16 protein-coding genes and 1 other annotated feature are annotated in these 16126 nt (G+C 39.4%); of the genes, 13 read left to right on the top strand and 3 right to left on the bottom strand.

The features are described from left to right. Nucleotides 1-10: 10 nt before the first annotated feature. The 10 genes from SH603_RS03035 to galU all read left to right on the top strand — a co-directional run bounded on the left by SH603_RS03035 (nucleotide 11) and on the right by galU (nucleotide 9421). On the top strand, nucleotides 11-421 hold the full coding sequence (locus SH603_RS03035; RefSeq protein WP_225437484.1) for a ComF family protein: 411 nt from the start codon (nucleotides 11-13) through the stop codon (nucleotides 419-421). A 131-nt stretch (nucleotides 422-552) separates the two neighbouring features. Next, nucleotides 553-1101 carry a ribosome hibernation-promoting factor, HPF/YfiA family gene (gene hpf / locus SH603_RS03040; RefSeq protein ID WP_169472670.1) on the top strand — a complete coding sequence of 183 codons (549 nt, stop codon included), beginning with the start codon at nucleotides 553-555 and terminating at the stop codon, nucleotides 1099-1101. 211 nt (nucleotides 1102-1312) lie between these two features. Continuing rightward, nucleotides 1313-3676 carry a preprotein translocase subunit SecA gene (secA, locus tag SH603_RS03045; protein WP_003666386.1) on the top strand — a complete coding sequence of 788 codons (2364 nt, stop codon included), beginning with the start codon at nucleotides 1313-1315 and terminating at the stop codon, nucleotides 3674-3676. An 81-nt stretch (nucleotides 3677-3757) separates the two neighbouring features. Continuing rightward, a protein-coding gene (gene prfB, locus SH603_RS03050) for a peptide chain release factor 2 (protein WP_406565495.1) occupies nucleotides 3758-4874 on the top strand; the annotation gives its coding sequence in 2 pieces (ribosomal slippage) (nucleotides 3758-3829 and nucleotides 3831-4874; 1116 coding nt in all). Nucleotides 4875-4903: 29 nt separating this feature from the next. Continuing rightward, nucleotides 4904-5239, top strand: a complete 336-nt coding sequence (locus tag SH603_RS03055) for a PspC domain-containing protein (protein ID WP_169470978.1) — start codon at nucleotides 4904-4906, stop codon at nucleotides 5237-5239. Further along, nucleotides 5239-5595: a phage holin family protein gene (locus SH603_RS03060; RefSeq protein WP_003670462.1), complete on the top strand. Its 357-nt coding sequence runs from the start codon at nucleotides 5239-5241 to the stop codon at nucleotides 5593-5595. The genes SH603_RS03055 and SH603_RS03060 overlap by 1 nt, the downstream gene beginning before the upstream one ends. A 14-nt stretch (nucleotides 5596-5609) precedes the next feature. Next, nucleotides 5610-6572 carry an HPr(Ser) kinase/phosphatase gene (gene hprK, locus SH603_RS03065; RefSeq protein WP_113896742.1) on the top strand — a complete coding sequence of 321 codons (963 nt, stop codon included), beginning with the start codon at nucleotides 5610-5612 and terminating at the stop codon, nucleotides 6570-6572. After that, nucleotides 6573-7400 (top strand): prolipoprotein diacylglyceryl transferase, encoded by an 828-nt coding sequence (lgt, locus tag SH603_RS03070; protein WP_169472672.1) that lies wholly within the window; start codon nucleotides 6573-6575, stop codon nucleotides 7398-7400. Nucleotides 7401-7425: 25 nt separating this feature from the next. After that, on the top strand, nucleotides 7426-8442 hold the full coding sequence (locus tag SH603_RS03075) for an NAD(P)H-dependent glycerol-3-phosphate dehydrogenase (protein WP_321534067.1): 1017 nt from the start codon (nucleotides 7426-7428) through the stop codon (nucleotides 8440-8442). Between the two features lie 64 nt (nucleotides 8443-8506). Continuing rightward, complete coding sequence (galU, locus tag SH603_RS03080; protein ID WP_003666398.1) at nucleotides 8507-9421, top strand: UTP--glucose-1-phosphate uridylyltransferase GalU; 915 nt, start codon at nucleotides 8507-8509, stop codon at nucleotides 9419-9421. A 69-nt stretch (nucleotides 9422-9490) separates the two neighbouring features. On the opposite strand, the gene SH603_RS03085 is transcribed toward galU, so the two are convergent. From SH603_RS03085 to SH603_RS03095, 3 genes are read right to left on the bottom strand one after another with little or no spacing between them, the layout of a single operon-like run. Continuing rightward, nucleotides 9491-10225 (bottom strand): LutC/YkgG family protein, encoded by a 735-nt coding sequence (locus tag SH603_RS03085; protein WP_169472673.1) that lies wholly within the window; start codon nucleotides 10223-10225, stop codon nucleotides 9491-9493. Then, nucleotides 10218-11705, bottom strand: coding sequence for a LutB/LldF family L-lactate oxidation iron-sulfur protein (locus SH603_RS03090; protein WP_321534068.1), 1488 nt, complete (start codon nucleotides 11703-11705; stop codon nucleotides 10218-10220). Before SH603_RS03090 ends, SH603_RS03085 begins: the two co-directional genes overlap by 8 nt. Beyond that, complete coding sequence (locus SH603_RS03095; protein WP_321534069.1) at nucleotides 11706-12509, bottom strand: (Fe-S)-binding protein; 804 nt, start codon at nucleotides 12507-12509, stop codon at nucleotides 11706-11708. Between the two features lie 259 nt (nucleotides 12510-12768). Here SH603_RS03095 and trxB point away from each other — a divergent pair, with 259 nt between their 5' ends. The 3 genes from trxB to SH603_RS03110 all read left to right on the top strand — a co-directional run bounded on the left by trxB (nucleotide 12769) and on the right by SH603_RS03110 (nucleotide 16109). Next, nucleotides 12769-13701, top strand: coding sequence for a thioredoxin-disulfide reductase (gene trxB / locus SH603_RS03100; RefSeq protein ID WP_153702174.1), 933 nt, complete (start codon nucleotides 12769-12771; stop codon nucleotides 13699-13701). A 95-nt stretch (nucleotides 13702-13796) separates the two neighbouring features. Beyond that, nucleotides 13797-14966, top strand: coding sequence for an ArgE/DapE family deacylase (locus tag SH603_RS03105; RefSeq protein ID WP_321534070.1), 1170 nt, complete (start codon nucleotides 13797-13799; stop codon nucleotides 14964-14966). Continuing rightward, nucleotides 14938-15178: a binding site (T-box leader), on the top strand. It overlaps the preceding gene by 29 nt. A 46-nt stretch (nucleotides 15179-15224) precedes the next feature. Then, nucleotides 15225-16109, top strand: a complete 885-nt coding sequence (locus tag SH603_RS03110; protein ID WP_321534071.1) for an amino acid ABC transporter substrate-binding protein — start codon at nucleotides 15225-15227, stop codon at nucleotides 16107-16109. Nucleotides 16110-16126 lie beyond the last annotated feature (17 nt).

Consider the following 16126-nt stretch of genomic DNA (forward strand, 5'->3'; position numbering starts at 1 on the left):
GAAAGAATATATGCAACGTTATAAATTTAATGGCGATTACCGTTTACGAGTGGTATTTCAGCGTGAACTTAGCAAAGTGGTTAATGAACAGAAAGCAGATTTAATTGTCCCGATTCCAGTAACGTCGACAACGATGCAAACGCGTGGCTTTAATCAGGTTATTGGTCTATTACGCGAAGTGCCTTACCAATTGATCTTACAAACTAAGATAAGTTCAAAAGTGGCACAATCAAGCAAGACAAAGGAAGAGCGACTTGCAACTAAACAGCCATTCATACTTGATGCACCAGAAAAAGTAATTAATAAAAAGGTTCTTTTAGTTGATGATGTTTACACTACAGGAAGGACACTGTATCATGCGGCAAACCTTTTTAAGCAAGCTGGCTGTAAAGAGATTGGTAGCGTTTCACTAGCACGTTAAATTCTTCTTAAAATGTATTAATAAAATTTGTTAATTAACACAAACTAATCTATAATAAAAATAGGATATGAGAAGAGTGGTCCTTCTGATATCAGATCAAGCAATTGCTTGGCTGAAAGGAGAGAAGTACAATGTTAAGGTTCAATATTCGTGGTGAAAATGTCGAAGTTACTGAGTCAATTCGTGATTATGTTGTAAAACGAATCAGTAAGCTTCAAAAGTTCTTTGAAGATAGCGTTGAAGCTACTGCCCACGTGAACTTAAAAGTTTATCCAAACCGGACGTACAAGGTTGAAGTAACAATTCCACTTCCATACTTAACGTTACGGGCAGAAGAAACTTCTAATGATATGTACGGAAGTATTGACTTAGTTACAGATAAGCTCGAACGGCAAATCCGGAAGTACAAGACGAAGGTTAACCGTAAGTCACGTGAAAAGGGCTTAAAGAACTTTGAATTCATCTCATCTGATAATGATGAATCAGCTGAACAGGATGATGAATTAAAGATTGTACGGACAAAGCAAGTTTCATTAAAGCCAATGGATCCTGAAGAAGCTGTCCTTCAAATGGATATGCTTGGACACAATTTCTTTATCTTCCAAGATGCTGAAACTAATGGTACAAGCATTGTTTACCGTCGTAATGATGGTCGTTATGGCTTGATTGAAGCTGAATAGTCAATGCCAAATATGAAGAGCGCGGATGAGAAATCATTGGCGCTTTTTATGTCTTATAATTTATAGCCACTTAGTAATATCCATACTAATAATTTTTATTTATACTATGAACGTGGTAAAATATTATGGTTAGAGTAAAAAATATAATTGGCTTGAGTAGTACTTTTTTATTGATTTTGGACTTAAGCCAGAAAGTAGGAAGGACGCTTTTATGGCCAATATTCTAAAAAAATGGATTGAAAGCGATCGTCGTGAATTACGGCGAATTAACAAAATAGCAAATAAAGTCGAGAGTTATGCTAAACAGATGTCTGAACTGACTGATGAACAACTTCAGGCCAAAACTGATGAATTCCGGGAACGTTATAAAAAAGGTGAATCCTTGGATCATATGTTACCAGAAGCATTCGCAGTTTCTCGTGAAGGTGCTAAGCGGGTCCTAGGACTTTACCCATTCCATGTCCAAATCATGGGGGGAATTGTTCTCCACGAAGGTAATATTGCGGAAATGCGGACTGGTGAAGGTAAGACATTAACTGCCACAATGCCGGTTTACCTTAACGCGATCTCGGGAAAAGGTGTTCATGTTATTACTGTTAATGAATACTTGTCAAAGCGTGATGCTACCGAAATGGGACAGCTTTATAATTGGCTTGGATGTTCTGTTGGTATTAACAACTCAGAAATGAGCCCTGATCAAAAACGAGAAGCATATAAAGCTGACATTATGTATTCCACCAATAGTGAAATTGGATTTGATTACCTTCGTGACAACATGGCTGTTTACAAAGAAGACCAAGTTCAACGTGGTTTAAACTATGCTTTAGTTGATGAAGTGGATTCAATTTTAATTGATGAAGCGCGGACGCCATTAATCATTTCAGGCCCAGGAACGGGAACTTCTAAGTTGTACAAACAGACTGATCGGTTTGTTAAGCAGTTAAAGAAAGATGTTGATTACAAGATCGATCTTGAATCAAAGACGGTCTCGTTAACTGATGAAGGAATTAAAAAGGCTGAAAAATACTTTAACTTAAAGAATTTATATGATCCGGAAAATACTGCGCTGACCCACCACTTGGATCAGGCGTTGCGTGCTAACTACATCATGCTTTTGGATAAGGATTATGTGGTTCAAGATGGTGAAGTGTTAATTGTTGATTCCTTTACTGGACGTGTAATGGAAGGACGCCGTTTCTCTGATGGCCTTCACCAAGCTATTGAAGCCAAAGAAGGCGTAGAAATTCAAGAAGAAAACAAGACAATGGCTAACATTACATACCAGAACTTATTCCGGATGTATAACAAACTGGCGGGGATGACTGGTACCGCTAAAACTGAACAAGAAGAATTCCGTGAAATTTACAACATGGAAACTATTACTATTCCAACTAACCGTCCAGTTCAGCGAAAAGATGAGCCTGACTTGCTTTACCCAACATTACAAAGTAAGTTTGCAGCTGTTGTCGATCGGATTAAGAAACTTCATGCCAAAGGCCAACCTATCTTAGTTGGGACGGTTGCCGTTGAAACTTCTGAATACCTGTCTCAACTTCTTGATAAAGAGAACATTCCACATGTTGTTTTAAACGCTAAAAATCACGCTAAGGAAGCGGAAATTGTTAAAAATGCCGGTCAAAAAGGTGCAGTAACTATCGCTACCAACATGGCGGGACGGGGAACAGATATTAAGTTAGGCCCTGGCGTTCGTGAAATTGGCGGACTTGCAGTTATTGGTACTGAACGACATGAATCACGGCGGATTGATAATCAGCTTCGTGGACGTTCTGGACGGCAAGGTGATCCTGGTCTATCACAATTCTACCTGTCGCTTGAAGATGACTTGATGAAGCGATTTGGTGGGGACCGGATCAAGGCCTTCTTGGAACGGATGAAAGTTAATGATGAAGATGCCGTCATTAAAAGTCGTTTCTTAACTCACCAGGTTGAATCAGCTCAAAAGCGGGTTGAAGGTAACAACTACGATTCACGAAAGAACGTTCTTCAATATGATGATGTTATGCGTGAACAGCGTGAAATCATTTATAAAGAGCGACAACAAATTATCACTGAAGATAAGTCGCTGAAGTGGGTTCTTATGCCAATGTTTAGACGGACAATCCAGCGTGAAGTTGATCAACATACTCTTGGTGACAAGAAGGATTGGGATTTACAAGGAATTGTTGACTTTGCAGAAGAAGTTTTAATCAAGCCTGATACCATCACAGTTAAGGATCTAGAAGGTAAATCACCTCAAGAAATGGTAGATTACTTGATGACATTTGCCCAGGGAGTTTATAAGGAAAAGCAAAAACAACTTTATGATCCAGCACAAATGCTTGAATTTGAAAAGGTTGTTATTTTGCGGGTGGTTGACTCACACTGGACTGATCACATTGATATCATGGATCAATTCCGGCAGTCAGTTGGATTACGTGGATATGGACAATTAAATCCATTGGTTGAATATCAAACTGCTGGTTATCACATGTTTGAACAAATGATTGCTGATATTGAGTATGAAACTACTCGACTCTTCATGAAGTCAGAAATTCGGCAAAATGTAACACGTTAATTGTTAATTACTACTAGGTACGGCAGTAAGGTAACCCATGGCGGTACCGCTGCCGTATTGTTGTATAACGGAGGTTCGATTGTGGAATTAAATGAAGCAAAAAAACAAGTAGAATCAATGCAAAAAGAAGTTACGCACTTCGGGAGGTCTCTTTGACTTAGATGCACTAGATGAGCGCATTGCAGAAATTGAACAAGAGATGGCTCAACCAGACTTTTGGAATGATAATGAGCAGGCACAGAAGGTCATTGCGGAAAATAATATTTTAAAAGAAAAACGGGATACTTTTGTGAATTTAAGTGATCAGATTAGCGATCTTGAAACGTCGCTTGAATTACTCGCGGTCGAACCGGACGATGATTTACAAAAAGATTTCGAAGCATTATTTACAAATACACAAAAGGCCTTAGAACAGTATCGGTTGACCCAGCTTCTTGATGGGGAATATGACGCTAAAAATGCTATCTTAGAAATTCATCCCGGAGCGGGCGGCACTGAAGCCCAAGATTGGGGTGAAATGCTTCTGCGGATGTATGTGCGTTGGGGTGAACAGCATGGCTTCTCTGTTGAAACAGCAAGTTATGAAGCCGGTGATGAAGCTGGTATCAAGAGTGTTACGCTGCTGATTAAAGGGCATAATGCGTTTGGTTATCTTTGTAGTGAAAAGGGAGTCCATCGACTTGTTCGTATTTCCCCATTTGATGCGGCTGGTCGGCGTCATACATCATTTGCTTCGGTTGATGTAATGCCAGAGCTAGATGATAGTGTTGAAGTTGATATTGATCCATCAGATTTACGAGTTGATACTTTCCGGTCTAGTGGTGCTGGTGGTCAACATATTAACAAAACAGAATCTGCTGTTCGGATTACGCATATTCCAACCGGGATTGTAACCTCTTCTCAAGCTGAACGATCCCAACTCCAAAACCGAGTGACTGCAATGAATATGTTAAAATCAAAGTTGTATGAACTGGAAGAAGAAAAGAAAGCTAAAAAACGGGCAGAAATTGAGGGCGAACAACTTGATATCGGTTGGGGTTCTCAAATTCGTTCATATGTTTTTCACCCATATACCCTAGTCAAGGATAATCGAACGGGTTATGAAACCCATAATGGGCAAGCTGTAATGGACGGGGATCTTGATCCATTTATTGATGCTTTCCTCCAGTGGAAACTTAGTCAAAAGAATCCTCAATAAGTTATTTAGTTTGGAAGGAAGTGAGTAAAGTGCGCGAAAGTCAACATAAAAGATTAACTCGCTCAGGATCAGATCGAATGATAGCTGGTGTATTTGGCGGAATTGGCCAGTACTTTAAGATTCAGCCAAATATTTTACGTATTTTATATGTCTTACTGACTATTTTTACCGGTTTTGTTCCAGGCATTATTATCTATATTATTTTGATAATAATAATGCCTGCTGATCCGCGAAATCCCGATTTACTAGGATTTTTAAAGTCCTTCAGTGAATCACAAAAAACATCTCAACAGCCTCACCAACGTTCTCGGCGGACTTTAACGAATGTCGAGGAAAAAGACACTAAAAGAAATGGAAGATCATGATGGAATTTTGGAAACGAGTATTGATTGATACAATCCTTTTTATTGCCCTTGCTGGTTTATTTGCCGGAACAGGGATGTTTTATATCACAAGTGCTTGGATTGCACCATTGGCAAGTTTTGTTTTAGCAATTTTGAACGTTGCTATTAAGCCAATTTTAGTAATTTTATCGTTGCCGATTAATATTTTGACCCTGGGCCTTTTTAGTGTTGTAATTAATGGAATTATGCTACAACTAACATCGATGCTTGTCGGGTCGGCAAACTTTCATTTTTCGTCATTTGGTTCTGCAATGTTGATTGCGATTATTATGGCAATTTTCAATGCAGTTATCACCAGTCACGAGGATAGATTGTAAAGGAGTGGAGAAAAATGCCAAACAATGTAACGGTGCAAGAATTAGTTGATAAGGTCCGGTTAAAAGTCTTACAAGGAGAAGATTACCTCCAACGTAAGATAACAACCAGTGATATTTCACGGCCAGCTCTTGAATTCGCGGGGTATTTCAAACATTATCCAGCAGTACGGATTCAACTGTTAGGAATCACCGAAACCTCATTTGCTAAAGACTTAACTCATGAGCAACGTGAGGAGTACATGACAAAAATGTGTATGCCACAAACACCATGTTTTGTTATCTCAACTAATCTGCCAATTCCTAAGGAGCTAAAGAAGGCGGCTGAAGATGCGAAAATTCCAATTTTAGGAACACATTTAACCTCTTCTCAAATATTAAGTAACATGACCTCTTACTTGCTTGAACGTTTGGCACCACGAAAATCTCTCCACGGTGTATTAGTTGATATAAGCGGGGTTGGAGTGCTCATTACTGGTGATTCAGGAGTTGGTAAGAGTGAAACCGCGTTGGAACTTGTGCGTCGTGGGCACCGACTGATTGCTGATGATCGGGTAGAAGTTTACGCCCGTGACGAACAAACCTTGGTAGGAACTGCTCCCCAAATTTTAAAACACTTAATGGAAATTCGTGGAATTGGAATCATTGATGTCTCTACGCTCTATGGAACAGGGGCAATTATGCCTTCTGATCAAATCAGTTTAATTGTTCACCTTGAAACGTGGACTCCGAATGTACAGTTTGATCGTCTTGGTGACCGTGGAGATACTCAAACAATTCAAGGCGTCATTGTGCCAAAAGTCTCTGTGCCGGTTAAAACTGGTCGTAATTTAGCAATTATTATTGAATCAGCTGCAATGAATTATCGGGCTGAGACAATGGGCTATGATGCGACCGAAACATTTGATCGAAACCTTAACCAGTTGATTAAGCAAAATTCAGAACGTGATAGTAAAAATAACAAGGGGTCGGCAAACTAGATGATTAATCCAGGAATAAAAGCCGCCTTAAACCCAATTGCCTTCCAAGGTGGTCCATTTACTATCCACTGGTATGGCGTCATTATTGCTAGTGGGGTAGTTTTGGCTCTTTTGTTAGCCGTTCGCGAAGGAAAGCGAGAGGGAATTCCTGAAGATGATTTTTATGATTATCTTCTATGGGCGCTCCCGATTGCGATAATTTGCGCACGAATTTACTATGTAGTATTTCAGTGGAGCTACTATTCCCAGCATCCAAGTGAGATTATTGCTATCTGGGATGGTGGAATTGCAATATATGGAGCGATTTTAGGAGGCTTTATTGTTTTACTTGTCTTTTGTCATTACCGCCATTTATCTAGTTGGCTGATGATGGACATCATTGCTCCCATCCTTATCATGGCTCAAGGAATTGGCCGATGGGGTAACTTTATGAATCAAGAGGCATTTGGTGATATTACGACACGAGCGCATTTAATGGCTCAGCATATTCCGAATTGGATAATAAACCAAATGTATATCGGTGGTCACTATCGAATTCCAACGTTCTTATACGAGTCATTATGGGATTTAACTGGCTTTGCATTATTAATGTTACTTCGCCATCGCAAACATCTATTTCGTCGTGGTGAAATTTTCTTAACCTATGTAATGTGGTATGCATTTGGACGCTTCTTTATTGAAGGAATGCGGACCGATAGTTTAATGCTCGGAAATATCCGCATTTCACAATTACTTTCGATAGTGTTTTTTGTCAGTGCATTAGTAATACTAATAATTCGACGTCATAAGAATATTCCGTGGTATTATAACGGAATAAACAAAAATTAATTGAATTGGAGAAGGAGAAAAAATTATGGCAGAAAAAATTGCTGTTTTAGGTGCTGGTTCATGGGGCAGTGTTTTAGCAAACATGCTTACAGAAAATGGCCACGATGTAACATTATGGTCTCGTAATGAGGAACAAGTTAAGCAATTAAATACTGAACATACAAATCCTCGCTATATGAAAGATTTTGTTTATTCTACTAACTTAACAGCAACAACGGATATGAAAGAAGCTGTTAAGGGTGCCGGTGTGATACTGATTGTAATTCCAACAAAGGGTCTTCGTGAAGTTGCTAAACAATTAAATGCAATTTTGACAGAATTACATCAAAAACCGTTAATTATTCACGCAACAAAAGGTCTAGAACAAAATACATATAAGCGGCCATCAGAAATGCTTAGCGAAGATATTTCTCCTGAAAATCGTCAGGCAATTGTTGTTTTATCAGGTCCAAGTCATGCTGAAGATGTGGCAATTAAAGATATGACAGCTGTAACCGCTGCTTGTGAGGATCTGGCCAGTGCTAAAAAGGCACAGAAACTATTTAGTAATTCTTATTTCCGTGTTTATACTAATGACGATGTGATTGGTGCGGAATTTGGAGCAGCCTTAAAGAATATTATTGCAATTGGTGCTGGAGCTATCCAAGGACTTGGCTACCATGATAATGCGCGGGCAGCTTTGATTACTCGTGGGCTTGCAGAAATTCATCGTCTGGGAGTTGCTTTTGGGGCCAACCCAATGACTTTTATTGGCCTTTCTGGTGTGGGTGACCTTGTTGTTACTGCTACCAGTAAAAATTCTCGAAACTGGCGTGCAGGCTATCAATTGGGACAAGGAAAAAAGCTTCAAGATGTAATTGACAATATGGGAATGGTTATCGAAGGGGTCTATACTACCAAAGCCGCTTATGAATTAAGTCGTAAACGGCAAGTACAGATGCCAATTACCGAAGCTCTTTACCGTGTTTTGTATGAAGGCGAAGATATTAAAACTGCAATTTCTCAATTAATGGACCGAGATCTTACTTCAGAAAACGAATAAATATGGTAAAATGCTAGAGGATGGATATTGAGAAAAATTGAAACATGGAAAGGGTTTTATAAGTATGAAACGTGTTAGAAAAGCCATTATTCCTGCTGCCGGTTTAGGAACTCGTTTTCTTCCTGCAACCAAGGCATTGGCAAAGGAAATGTTACCAATTGTTGACAAGCCAACAATTCAATTTATCGTTGAAGAAGCGCGCAAATCAGGAATTGAAGATATTGTTGTTGTTGATGGAAAGAATAAGCGGTCTATCGAAGACCATTTTGACTCTAATCCAGAGTTGGAAGATAATCTCCGTTCAAAGCACAAGGATGAGATGTTGAAGATGGTTGAGGAAACAACCGATGTTAATATTTACTTCATTCGTCAATCACATCCTCGTGGTTTAGGGGACGCTGTTTTAACTGCTCGTGATTTTATCGGGGATGAACCATTTGTTGTTATGCTTGGTGATGACCTTAATAACATTAACAACAAGAATGAAGCTTTAACAAAGCAATTGATTGAAAGTTATAACCAAACTGGCGCATCTACTCTTGCAGTTATGCGGGTTCCACATGAAGATACTGCAAAGTATGGTGTAATTAACCCTAGCAAGGAAGTTACGCCAGGTCTCTATAACGTAACTAGCTTCGTTGAAAAGCCAGCTCCTAAAGATGCACCAAGTGATTTAGCAATTATTGGTCGGTATGTCTTTACTCCAGAAATCTTTGACGTATTGGCAAAGACTAAGCCAGGTAAGGGCGGCGAAATCCAATTAACTGATGCAATTGATACTTTGAACCAAACTCAACGGGTATTCGCTCGTGAATACAAGGGTGACCGTTACGATGTTGGTAATAAGTTTGGCTGGGTTAAGACAAACATTGAATATGGTTTGGAACACCCACAAGTTAAAGAAGAATTGCGTGAATACATTAAGGAATTAGGCGCAAAGCTTGCTGCTGAAGATAAGCAAAATAATTCTAAGAAGTAAGACTAGCATTAGCCTTTTAACAAAAATAAACCTTAAAGATTCGCTATCGAGATCTTGAAGGTTTATTTTTTACATATCTTCAACAACTACGTATTCCATATCAAGTGGACCGTGAACACCAACAATTAGCACCATTTCAATATCACCAGAATTGGATGGGCCGGTAATAAAGTTGATGTTTGATGTTTGTAAACTACCATCCTGAATTGCTTTTTGATAATAATCCATTGCTTGCCGTGAACGTGGTAGAATTTTGCTTTTCGGCACAATAGCTAGGTAATGGGTTGGAAGAAAATGAAACATCCGTCCTTGTTGTGGGTAGGTCGCAACTGTTACGGTCCCTGACTCAGCTAATAGAAAGTCCGCAAAACCAATTGCCCCATCACTGTTATTTGCATTTACAATGTTTTGCCGTCCAAATTCTGGCTCCCAATAGTAAATAGGATCTACTCGTAAATTATCCTGCCATTTCCCCAATGAATAATCTTGCCATTTCTCTTCATCAAAGGAGGGGAGCATTAAACTTTTTATCTCTTTTTCTTGGATAAAATCATTGAGAGTGTGGCCAAGATCGGCTGATTTAACAACATGGAAATCAACATGAACTTCTTCACTATTTTTGCGCGCGAGTTCAAGAAGTTCATCCTGACTTTTTCCAGCGAGGGTAGTTTCTGGAAGGTCATTAACGGGGACAAATGGGTCCTCAGTAAGCGTATGACGTGGGCGGTTGGCAGCCTTTGCAATTCGATTTAAGAAGTCTTCTTGATTCTTAGCGGTGTTTGCTTCTTGTAAGTAATCAGTCATTTCCCTGTTCCTCCTCTTCTTCGTAATGGTGGTACCAATGACGGAAATTTTGATGATACTTCGGCGGAACAGCGAGATCACGAACGTCTACCCAGCCATGAGCTAGTTTAGGAGCGATTGCGGGAAGGTGGTTAATTTTACCATCTGGATAAAGGTTCTTAATGTCTTCAGGAGTTGTCTTCTTGCCAAATGGCTCAAGGGCAATATGAGCAAATCGCATTGCGTCATTAAAAAGCGTAGGGGAGCTGGTCCCTTTACCAACTGCCTTTAGAAGGGCATTGGAAGGACTATGATCTAAATGAAGTTCATCCATTTCTACATAACGGTGATGACGAATTAACTCATGAAGGGGAATTTTAACAGGACAAGTTTCCGTACAAGCAGCACATAGACTACATGCATATGGCAATTCCTTGAATTCTTGGTAACCGCCTAAAATTGGGGAAAGAACTTCACCCATTGGTCCTGGATAAATCGATCCATAGCCCTTTCCACCGACTTGCCGGTAAACGGGGCAGACATTTAAGCAAGAACCACAACGGATACATTGGAGCATTGGTTCAAAATCAGAATTCAGCATCTTAGAACGACCATTATCAACAATGACAACATAGAAGTCATCTGGTCCATCAGCTTCATCGGCTTCCTTACCCTTCGAAAAAGTACAGTAACTAGTTAATTTTTGTCCCACCGCGCTTCGACATAAAACATTGTCAAGGACTTCGGCTTCTTTCAAGCTTGGCACAATACGCTCCATTCCCATGACTACAACTTGAGTTTGGGGAATCGCCATACTTATATCAGCGTTTCCTTCGTTTGTGACCAGGTTAATCATCCCGTTATCAGCAATCGCAAAATTACAGCCAGTAATGCCAAAATCAGCTTGCATAAAGTAATTGCGGAGATAGTGGCGGACAAATCTCGCCATGTGTTCAGGGTCGTTATCACCATCATAACCGAGTTTTTCAAAAATTTTTTGAATTTGGTTGCGGTTTTTATGCAGTGTGGGGAAAACAATATGAGTTGGTTCATCCCAGTTATCTTCCTCTAAAATAAACTCGGCTAAATCAGTTTCCATTAATGAAAGGCCAGGGATAGTCAATAGTTCTTTATCAAGGCCGATTTCTGTAGTGATCATTGACTTTGATTTAACAACGTGATTAGCTTGTTTTTTGATTGCTAATTGTTTAATAAAGGCACTTGCTTCGTCACCATTCTTGGCAAAGAAAACATGACCACCATTTTTTTGAACATTGTCACTGAATTCTTCCAAGTAGTCTGGAAGGTGCTTAATAACATGTTGACGAATTTCGGCAGAGAGATCACGCCAACCTTCCCAATGACCTAACTGGCGGCGCGCTTCTGTCCGTTTTTGGAATTGAGCGTCTTGTGCTTTAGCAACAGATGCCCGCATAAATTTATCGGCTTCCGCGTCCTTGATTCGTTCAGTAAAAGGCTTATCGCTTGTGGCTATTCCCATCTAAAACACCCCGTTTCCGTTTGCTGGTACCATTACATGATCCGTATCTTTGACATAAGTGATCCGGCTAGTGTCAACGTTATGGTTAAGGACCTCAGCAATGTGCATAATCGTAATGTGAGAGCCATCACGGCGACGGTTAATTCGTCCACCAATATTCATTAAACATGTTTGCTCACAAGCAATAAGAATATGTGTTTTCGTCTTCAAAACATTATTTGCTTTATCATCGACCATCGCTTCAGAGAGAAGGGGTTCTTTAGCAGAAAAGGTTCCACCAAAGCCACAACATAATTGAATGTTATGAAGGGGGATGAGTTCGAGTCCCTTGACGTGTTCAAGAAGAACGATTGGTGCCGTGCGTTCACCAAGAAGACGAGTCATGTGGCAAGAACGGTGAAAGGTTGCTGTATCATCTAGTTCTGCACCGCAATCAAGAATACCGAGAACCCGGTAAATAAATTGCGTTAGTTCAAAAGATTTATCATAAAGAATTTGTGCTTTCTTCGAATACTCTGGATCATCTTTGAAAATGTTCTTGTATTCATGAAGCATGGCAACGCATGATCCGGAAGACCCAACAATATAATCGGCGTCAATACTTAAAAGGGCATCGAGCTGATTTTTAAATGTAGCGATTGTTTCGCGATCATAACCGCTATTATAGGTTGGTTGCCCGCAGCAGATTTGTTTATCAGGGAAAAATGTTTCGCAGCCAAAACGTTGGAGAAGTTCAACCGTTGCCTTTCCAACATCTGGATAAAGCAGGTCAACTATACAAGTAGAAAAAATACAGACTTTCATACATGCATGCATTAGTTGGATGCACTTCGCCTCCTTAAAAATTGAAAAATATAATTGCTTTTCATAATAAGTATAACTCAAATGTGATAATATTGGGGTTGAAAACGATTTACTTGCTTCAAAAAAATATATAAAATCATAATATTAGTTATAGTTTGATAAGGAATACCACTGATAAAAAGTAAGCAAAATGATAGACAAAAAGATTCAAAGTCGGTATGATATGGATAGTAAAAATTGTTCGAGGAGGAAGAGAGAAATGGCTGAAAGTAAGCAATATGATGTTGTAATTATTGGTGCCGGTCCAGGTGGAATGACCGCAGCAATGTATGCATCACGTGCAAACCTATCTGTCTTGATGCTTGATCGTGGAATTTATGGCGGAAACTTGAATAATACTGCTGAAATTGAAAATTATACAGGATTTAAGAGTGTTAAAGGTCCTGAACTTGCCCAACAGATGTATGAAGGTGCAACTCAATTTGGCGCAGAATATGCTTATGGAACAGTAACCAAAGTAGAACTTGATGGTGACTTAAAGAAGATTACTACTGACATGGATGAAACATATACTGCAAAGGCGGTTGTAATTGCGACTGGGTCTGATCAGCGGCACCTCAATGTCCCTGGAGAGGAAGAATTTGGTGGCCGCGGTGTTTCATACTGTGCAGTTTGTGATGGAGCCTTCTTTAAGGAAAAGCATCTTATCGTCGTTGGTGGTGGTGATGCAGCCGTTGAAGAGGGAGTTTACTTAACGCAATTAGCTTCCAAAGTAACAGTACTTGTTCGTCGTGATGAGCTCCGGGCTGAACCGATTATTCAAGCAGAAGCGATGAATAATGATAAAATTGAGTTTATTTACAACACTAGTGTGACTGAAATTGTTGGGGATGATATTAAAGTAACAGGTGTTAAAACTCATAATAATAAAACTGGTGAAGATGGTGAAATGGCTGCAGATGGTGTCTTCATTTATGTTGGCAATTTCCCAATGACCGCTCCTTTTAAGAATTTAGATATTCTAGATGATCAAGGCTGGGTAAAGACTGATGAACGAATGCGGACAGCAGTACCAGGGATTTTTGCCATTGGAGACGTTCGTGAAACACCATTACGACAGGTTGCAACCGCTGTTGGTGATGGTGCAATTGCTGGACAGCAAGTTTACCAATACATTAAATCGATGGCTTAATAAAAAAGGATGTTAGAGAAAAGCTCTAGCATCTTTTTTTGTTTAGTGTTATAGTTTTGATTAAAAAATAATTAAAAAAAGGAGGGCGATTACCGTTGGAAAATGATGAAAAGGTAAAGCTATTACAGAAGTTGATCCAGATAAATACTGTAAATGGTAATGAAGAAGACGAAGCTAATTATATTAAAAGGGTCTTAGAAGCTCATCATATTTCTTGCAAACTAGTTTCCTTTGCACCAAATCGAACCAATTTAATTGCAGAGATTGGTAATGATAAGGGGCCGGTACTCGCCCTAGCTGGACACTTGGATACTGTTGATCCAAGTGATCCGCAAAAATGGACATACCCGCCATTCGCTGGCCAATTAGTAAACGGTAAAATCTATGGTCGGGGTGCAGTTGATATGAAGTCCGGGTTGGCAGCCATGGTGGGTGCTTTAATTGAGCTTAAAGAAGCAGGTTTGCCAAAACATGGAAAGGTTCGCTTGATTGCCACTGTTGATGAAGAAGTTGGTGGTCAAGGTTCTCTTGAAATGACTGATAAAGGGTACGTTCATGATGTTGATGCAATGGTAATTGGGGAAGCAACTACTGGCCAAATTGAATATGCTCACTGTGGCTCTTTTGATTATATTGTTGAGTCTTATGGAAAATTGGCTCATAGTTTGCAGCCAGAATTAGGGGCAAATGCTGTTATGAATCTAGTGAAATTTATCAATAAAGAATCACGGGCGTTTGACGATGCAACAGTAAGTCCCACCCTAGGAAAATTAATTCATAGCGTGACTGTCTTTCATGGTGGTGACCAGTTAAACTCAATTCCTGATTTTGCATACTTAAAAGGAAATGTTCGCACAATTCCAGAATGTGATAATGTGGAGACGCAAAAAAGATTACAGGATATTATTGATGAGTTAAACAAGGAACCTAAAATTCAATTGAAATTAAAAGTTGTTGCCAGTTTTATGCCAGTGGTTACAAATAAGCAAGATCGCTTCATTGCCCTTGCTCAAGCGGCAATTAAAAAGGTTAGCGGCAGGCAACCGGATGTAGTGATTTCTCATGGGGCAACGGATGCATCCCGCTATGTTTTAGACAATCACAACTTTCCAATAATTGAATACGGACCAGGGATTGAAAAGTTATCACACCAAATTGATGAATGTATTGCGCTTGATGATTATTTAACGGCTCAGCAAGCTTATGTTGAAATTGCTAAACAATATTTGAATAATACTAAAGACGATGAACAGGCTAGTAGTTAAGCATGACCGTACAGAGACTCCGGCTGATGGAAAAGGAGCTTTTATGCTAATGAATCACACCTGGGAGTAAAGATTTTTTGACTGAAAGAAGAATCCGGGAGTCACCCGTTATCACAAAGAGTTTCGTCGCAAATGACTGAACTTAATGAGGCAGTTGCTGTGAGGTAGCTGTGAAAAAAGGTGGCACCACGCATACTAAATACGTCCTTTGAAGATATATTCTTCAAGGGGCGTTTTTTGATAAAGGAGAAGATAAGTATGAAGAAAAAGATAATTAATTTCGGATTAGTTTTAATATTGCTTTTACCTTTAATTGTTTTTGCAAGTGGCTTTAAGATTCAAAATGAGAATTACCGGGCGAACCACACAGATACGTGGGAAAGAATAAAGAAGCGGGGAACATTACTTATCGGGGTTGATGATACCTTTGTTCCAATGGATTTTCGAAAAAAGAACGATCAATTGGTTGGTTATGATGTTGATTTATCGCGCGCAGTTGCGAAAGTTTTAGGATTAAAAGCTGATTTTCAGTCAATTGATTGGTCAATGAAGGAAACCGAATTAAAAAATGGCACAATTGATTGTATTTGGAACGGTTATACAGCTACTCCTTCACGACAAAAACGAATTGCATTTAGCAGAGTTTATGAGTTATCTGGCCAATCATTAGTGGTGCGGAAAGATAGTAAAATTAAAAATTTCGTGGATATGAAGGGAAAGACATTGGGTATTCAAGAAAGCTCAACCGCCCAAACAGATTTTGACAAATATCCCCAAGTATTGAAGAAACTAGTTAAAGGACAAAAGCCAATTCTTTATCAAGATAACTCGAGTGCTTTCATGGATCTGCAAGCAGGCCGTACACAAGGAGTACTTGCCGGCACTGTCTATGCAGGCTATTACGCTACCCACATCGCTAATAGCAATAATTATAAATTGATTCCAGCAACAAAATATCCTGCCGACCGGGTTGCGATTGGGATGAGGAAGGGAGACCGGACGCTTATTAATAAAATTAACTACGCTCTTGGGGTTCTTCAAAAAGATGATACCTTACGACGGATTAATAAAAAATGGTTAGGGATTGATAGCAATTATTTAGGACCAGTTACTGAATTTCAAAAATCTAACAATAATCGTTAATGATTTGCTAAAATTTA

The sequence above is a fragment of the Limosilactobacillus reuteri genome (assembly GCF_034259105.1).
GTDB classification, from domain to species: Bacteria; Bacillota; Bacilli; order Lactobacillales; family Lactobacillaceae; genus Limosilactobacillus; species Limosilactobacillus reuteri_G.

Coding starts and splice junctions, on each gene's coding strand:
- SH603_RS03035 (WP_225437484.1), top strand. CDS start 11: ATGCAACGTTATAAATTTAATGGCGATTACCGTTTACGAGTGGTATTT.
- hpf (WP_169472670.1), top strand. CDS start 553: ATGTTAAGGTTCAATATTCGTGGTGAAAATGTCGAAGTTACTGAGTCA.
- secA (WP_003666386.1), top strand. CDS start 1,313: ATGGCCAATATTCTAAAAAAATGGATTGAAAGCGATCGTCGTGAATTA.
- SH603_RS03060 (WP_003670462.1), top strand. CDS start 5,239: ATGGAATTTTGGAAACGAGTATTGATTGATACAATCCTTTTTATTGCC.
- hprK (WP_113896742.1), top strand. CDS start 5,610: ATGCCAAACAATGTAACGGTGCAAGAATTAGTTGATAAGGTCCGGTTA.
- lgt (WP_169472672.1), top strand. CDS start 6,573: ATGATTAATCCAGGAATAAAAGCCGCCTTAAACCCAATTGCCTTCCAA.
- SH603_RS03075 (WP_321534067.1), top strand. CDS start 7,426: ATGGCAGAAAAAATTGCTGTTTTAGGTGCTGGTTCATGGGGCAGTGTT.
- galU (WP_003666398.1), top strand. CDS start 8,507: ATGAAACGTGTTAGAAAAGCCATTATTCCTGCTGCCGGTTTAGGAACT.
- SH603_RS03085 (WP_169472673.1), bottom strand. CDS start 10,225: ATGACTGATTACTTACAAGAAGCAAACACCGCTAAGAATCAAGAAGAC.
- SH603_RS03090 (WP_321534068.1), bottom strand. CDS start 11,705: ATGGGAATAGCCACAAGCGATAAGCCTTTTACTGAACGAATCAAGGAC.
- SH603_RS03095 (WP_321534069.1), bottom strand. CDS start 12,509: ATGAAAGTCTGTATTTTTTCTACTTGTATAGTTGACCTGCTTTATCCA.
- trxB (WP_153702174.1), top strand. CDS start 12,769: ATGGCTGAAAGTAAGCAATATGATGTTGTAATTATTGGTGCCGGTCCA.
- SH603_RS03110 (WP_321534071.1), top strand. CDS start 15,225: ATGAAGAAAAAGATAATTAATTTCGGATTAGTTTTAATATTGCTTTTA.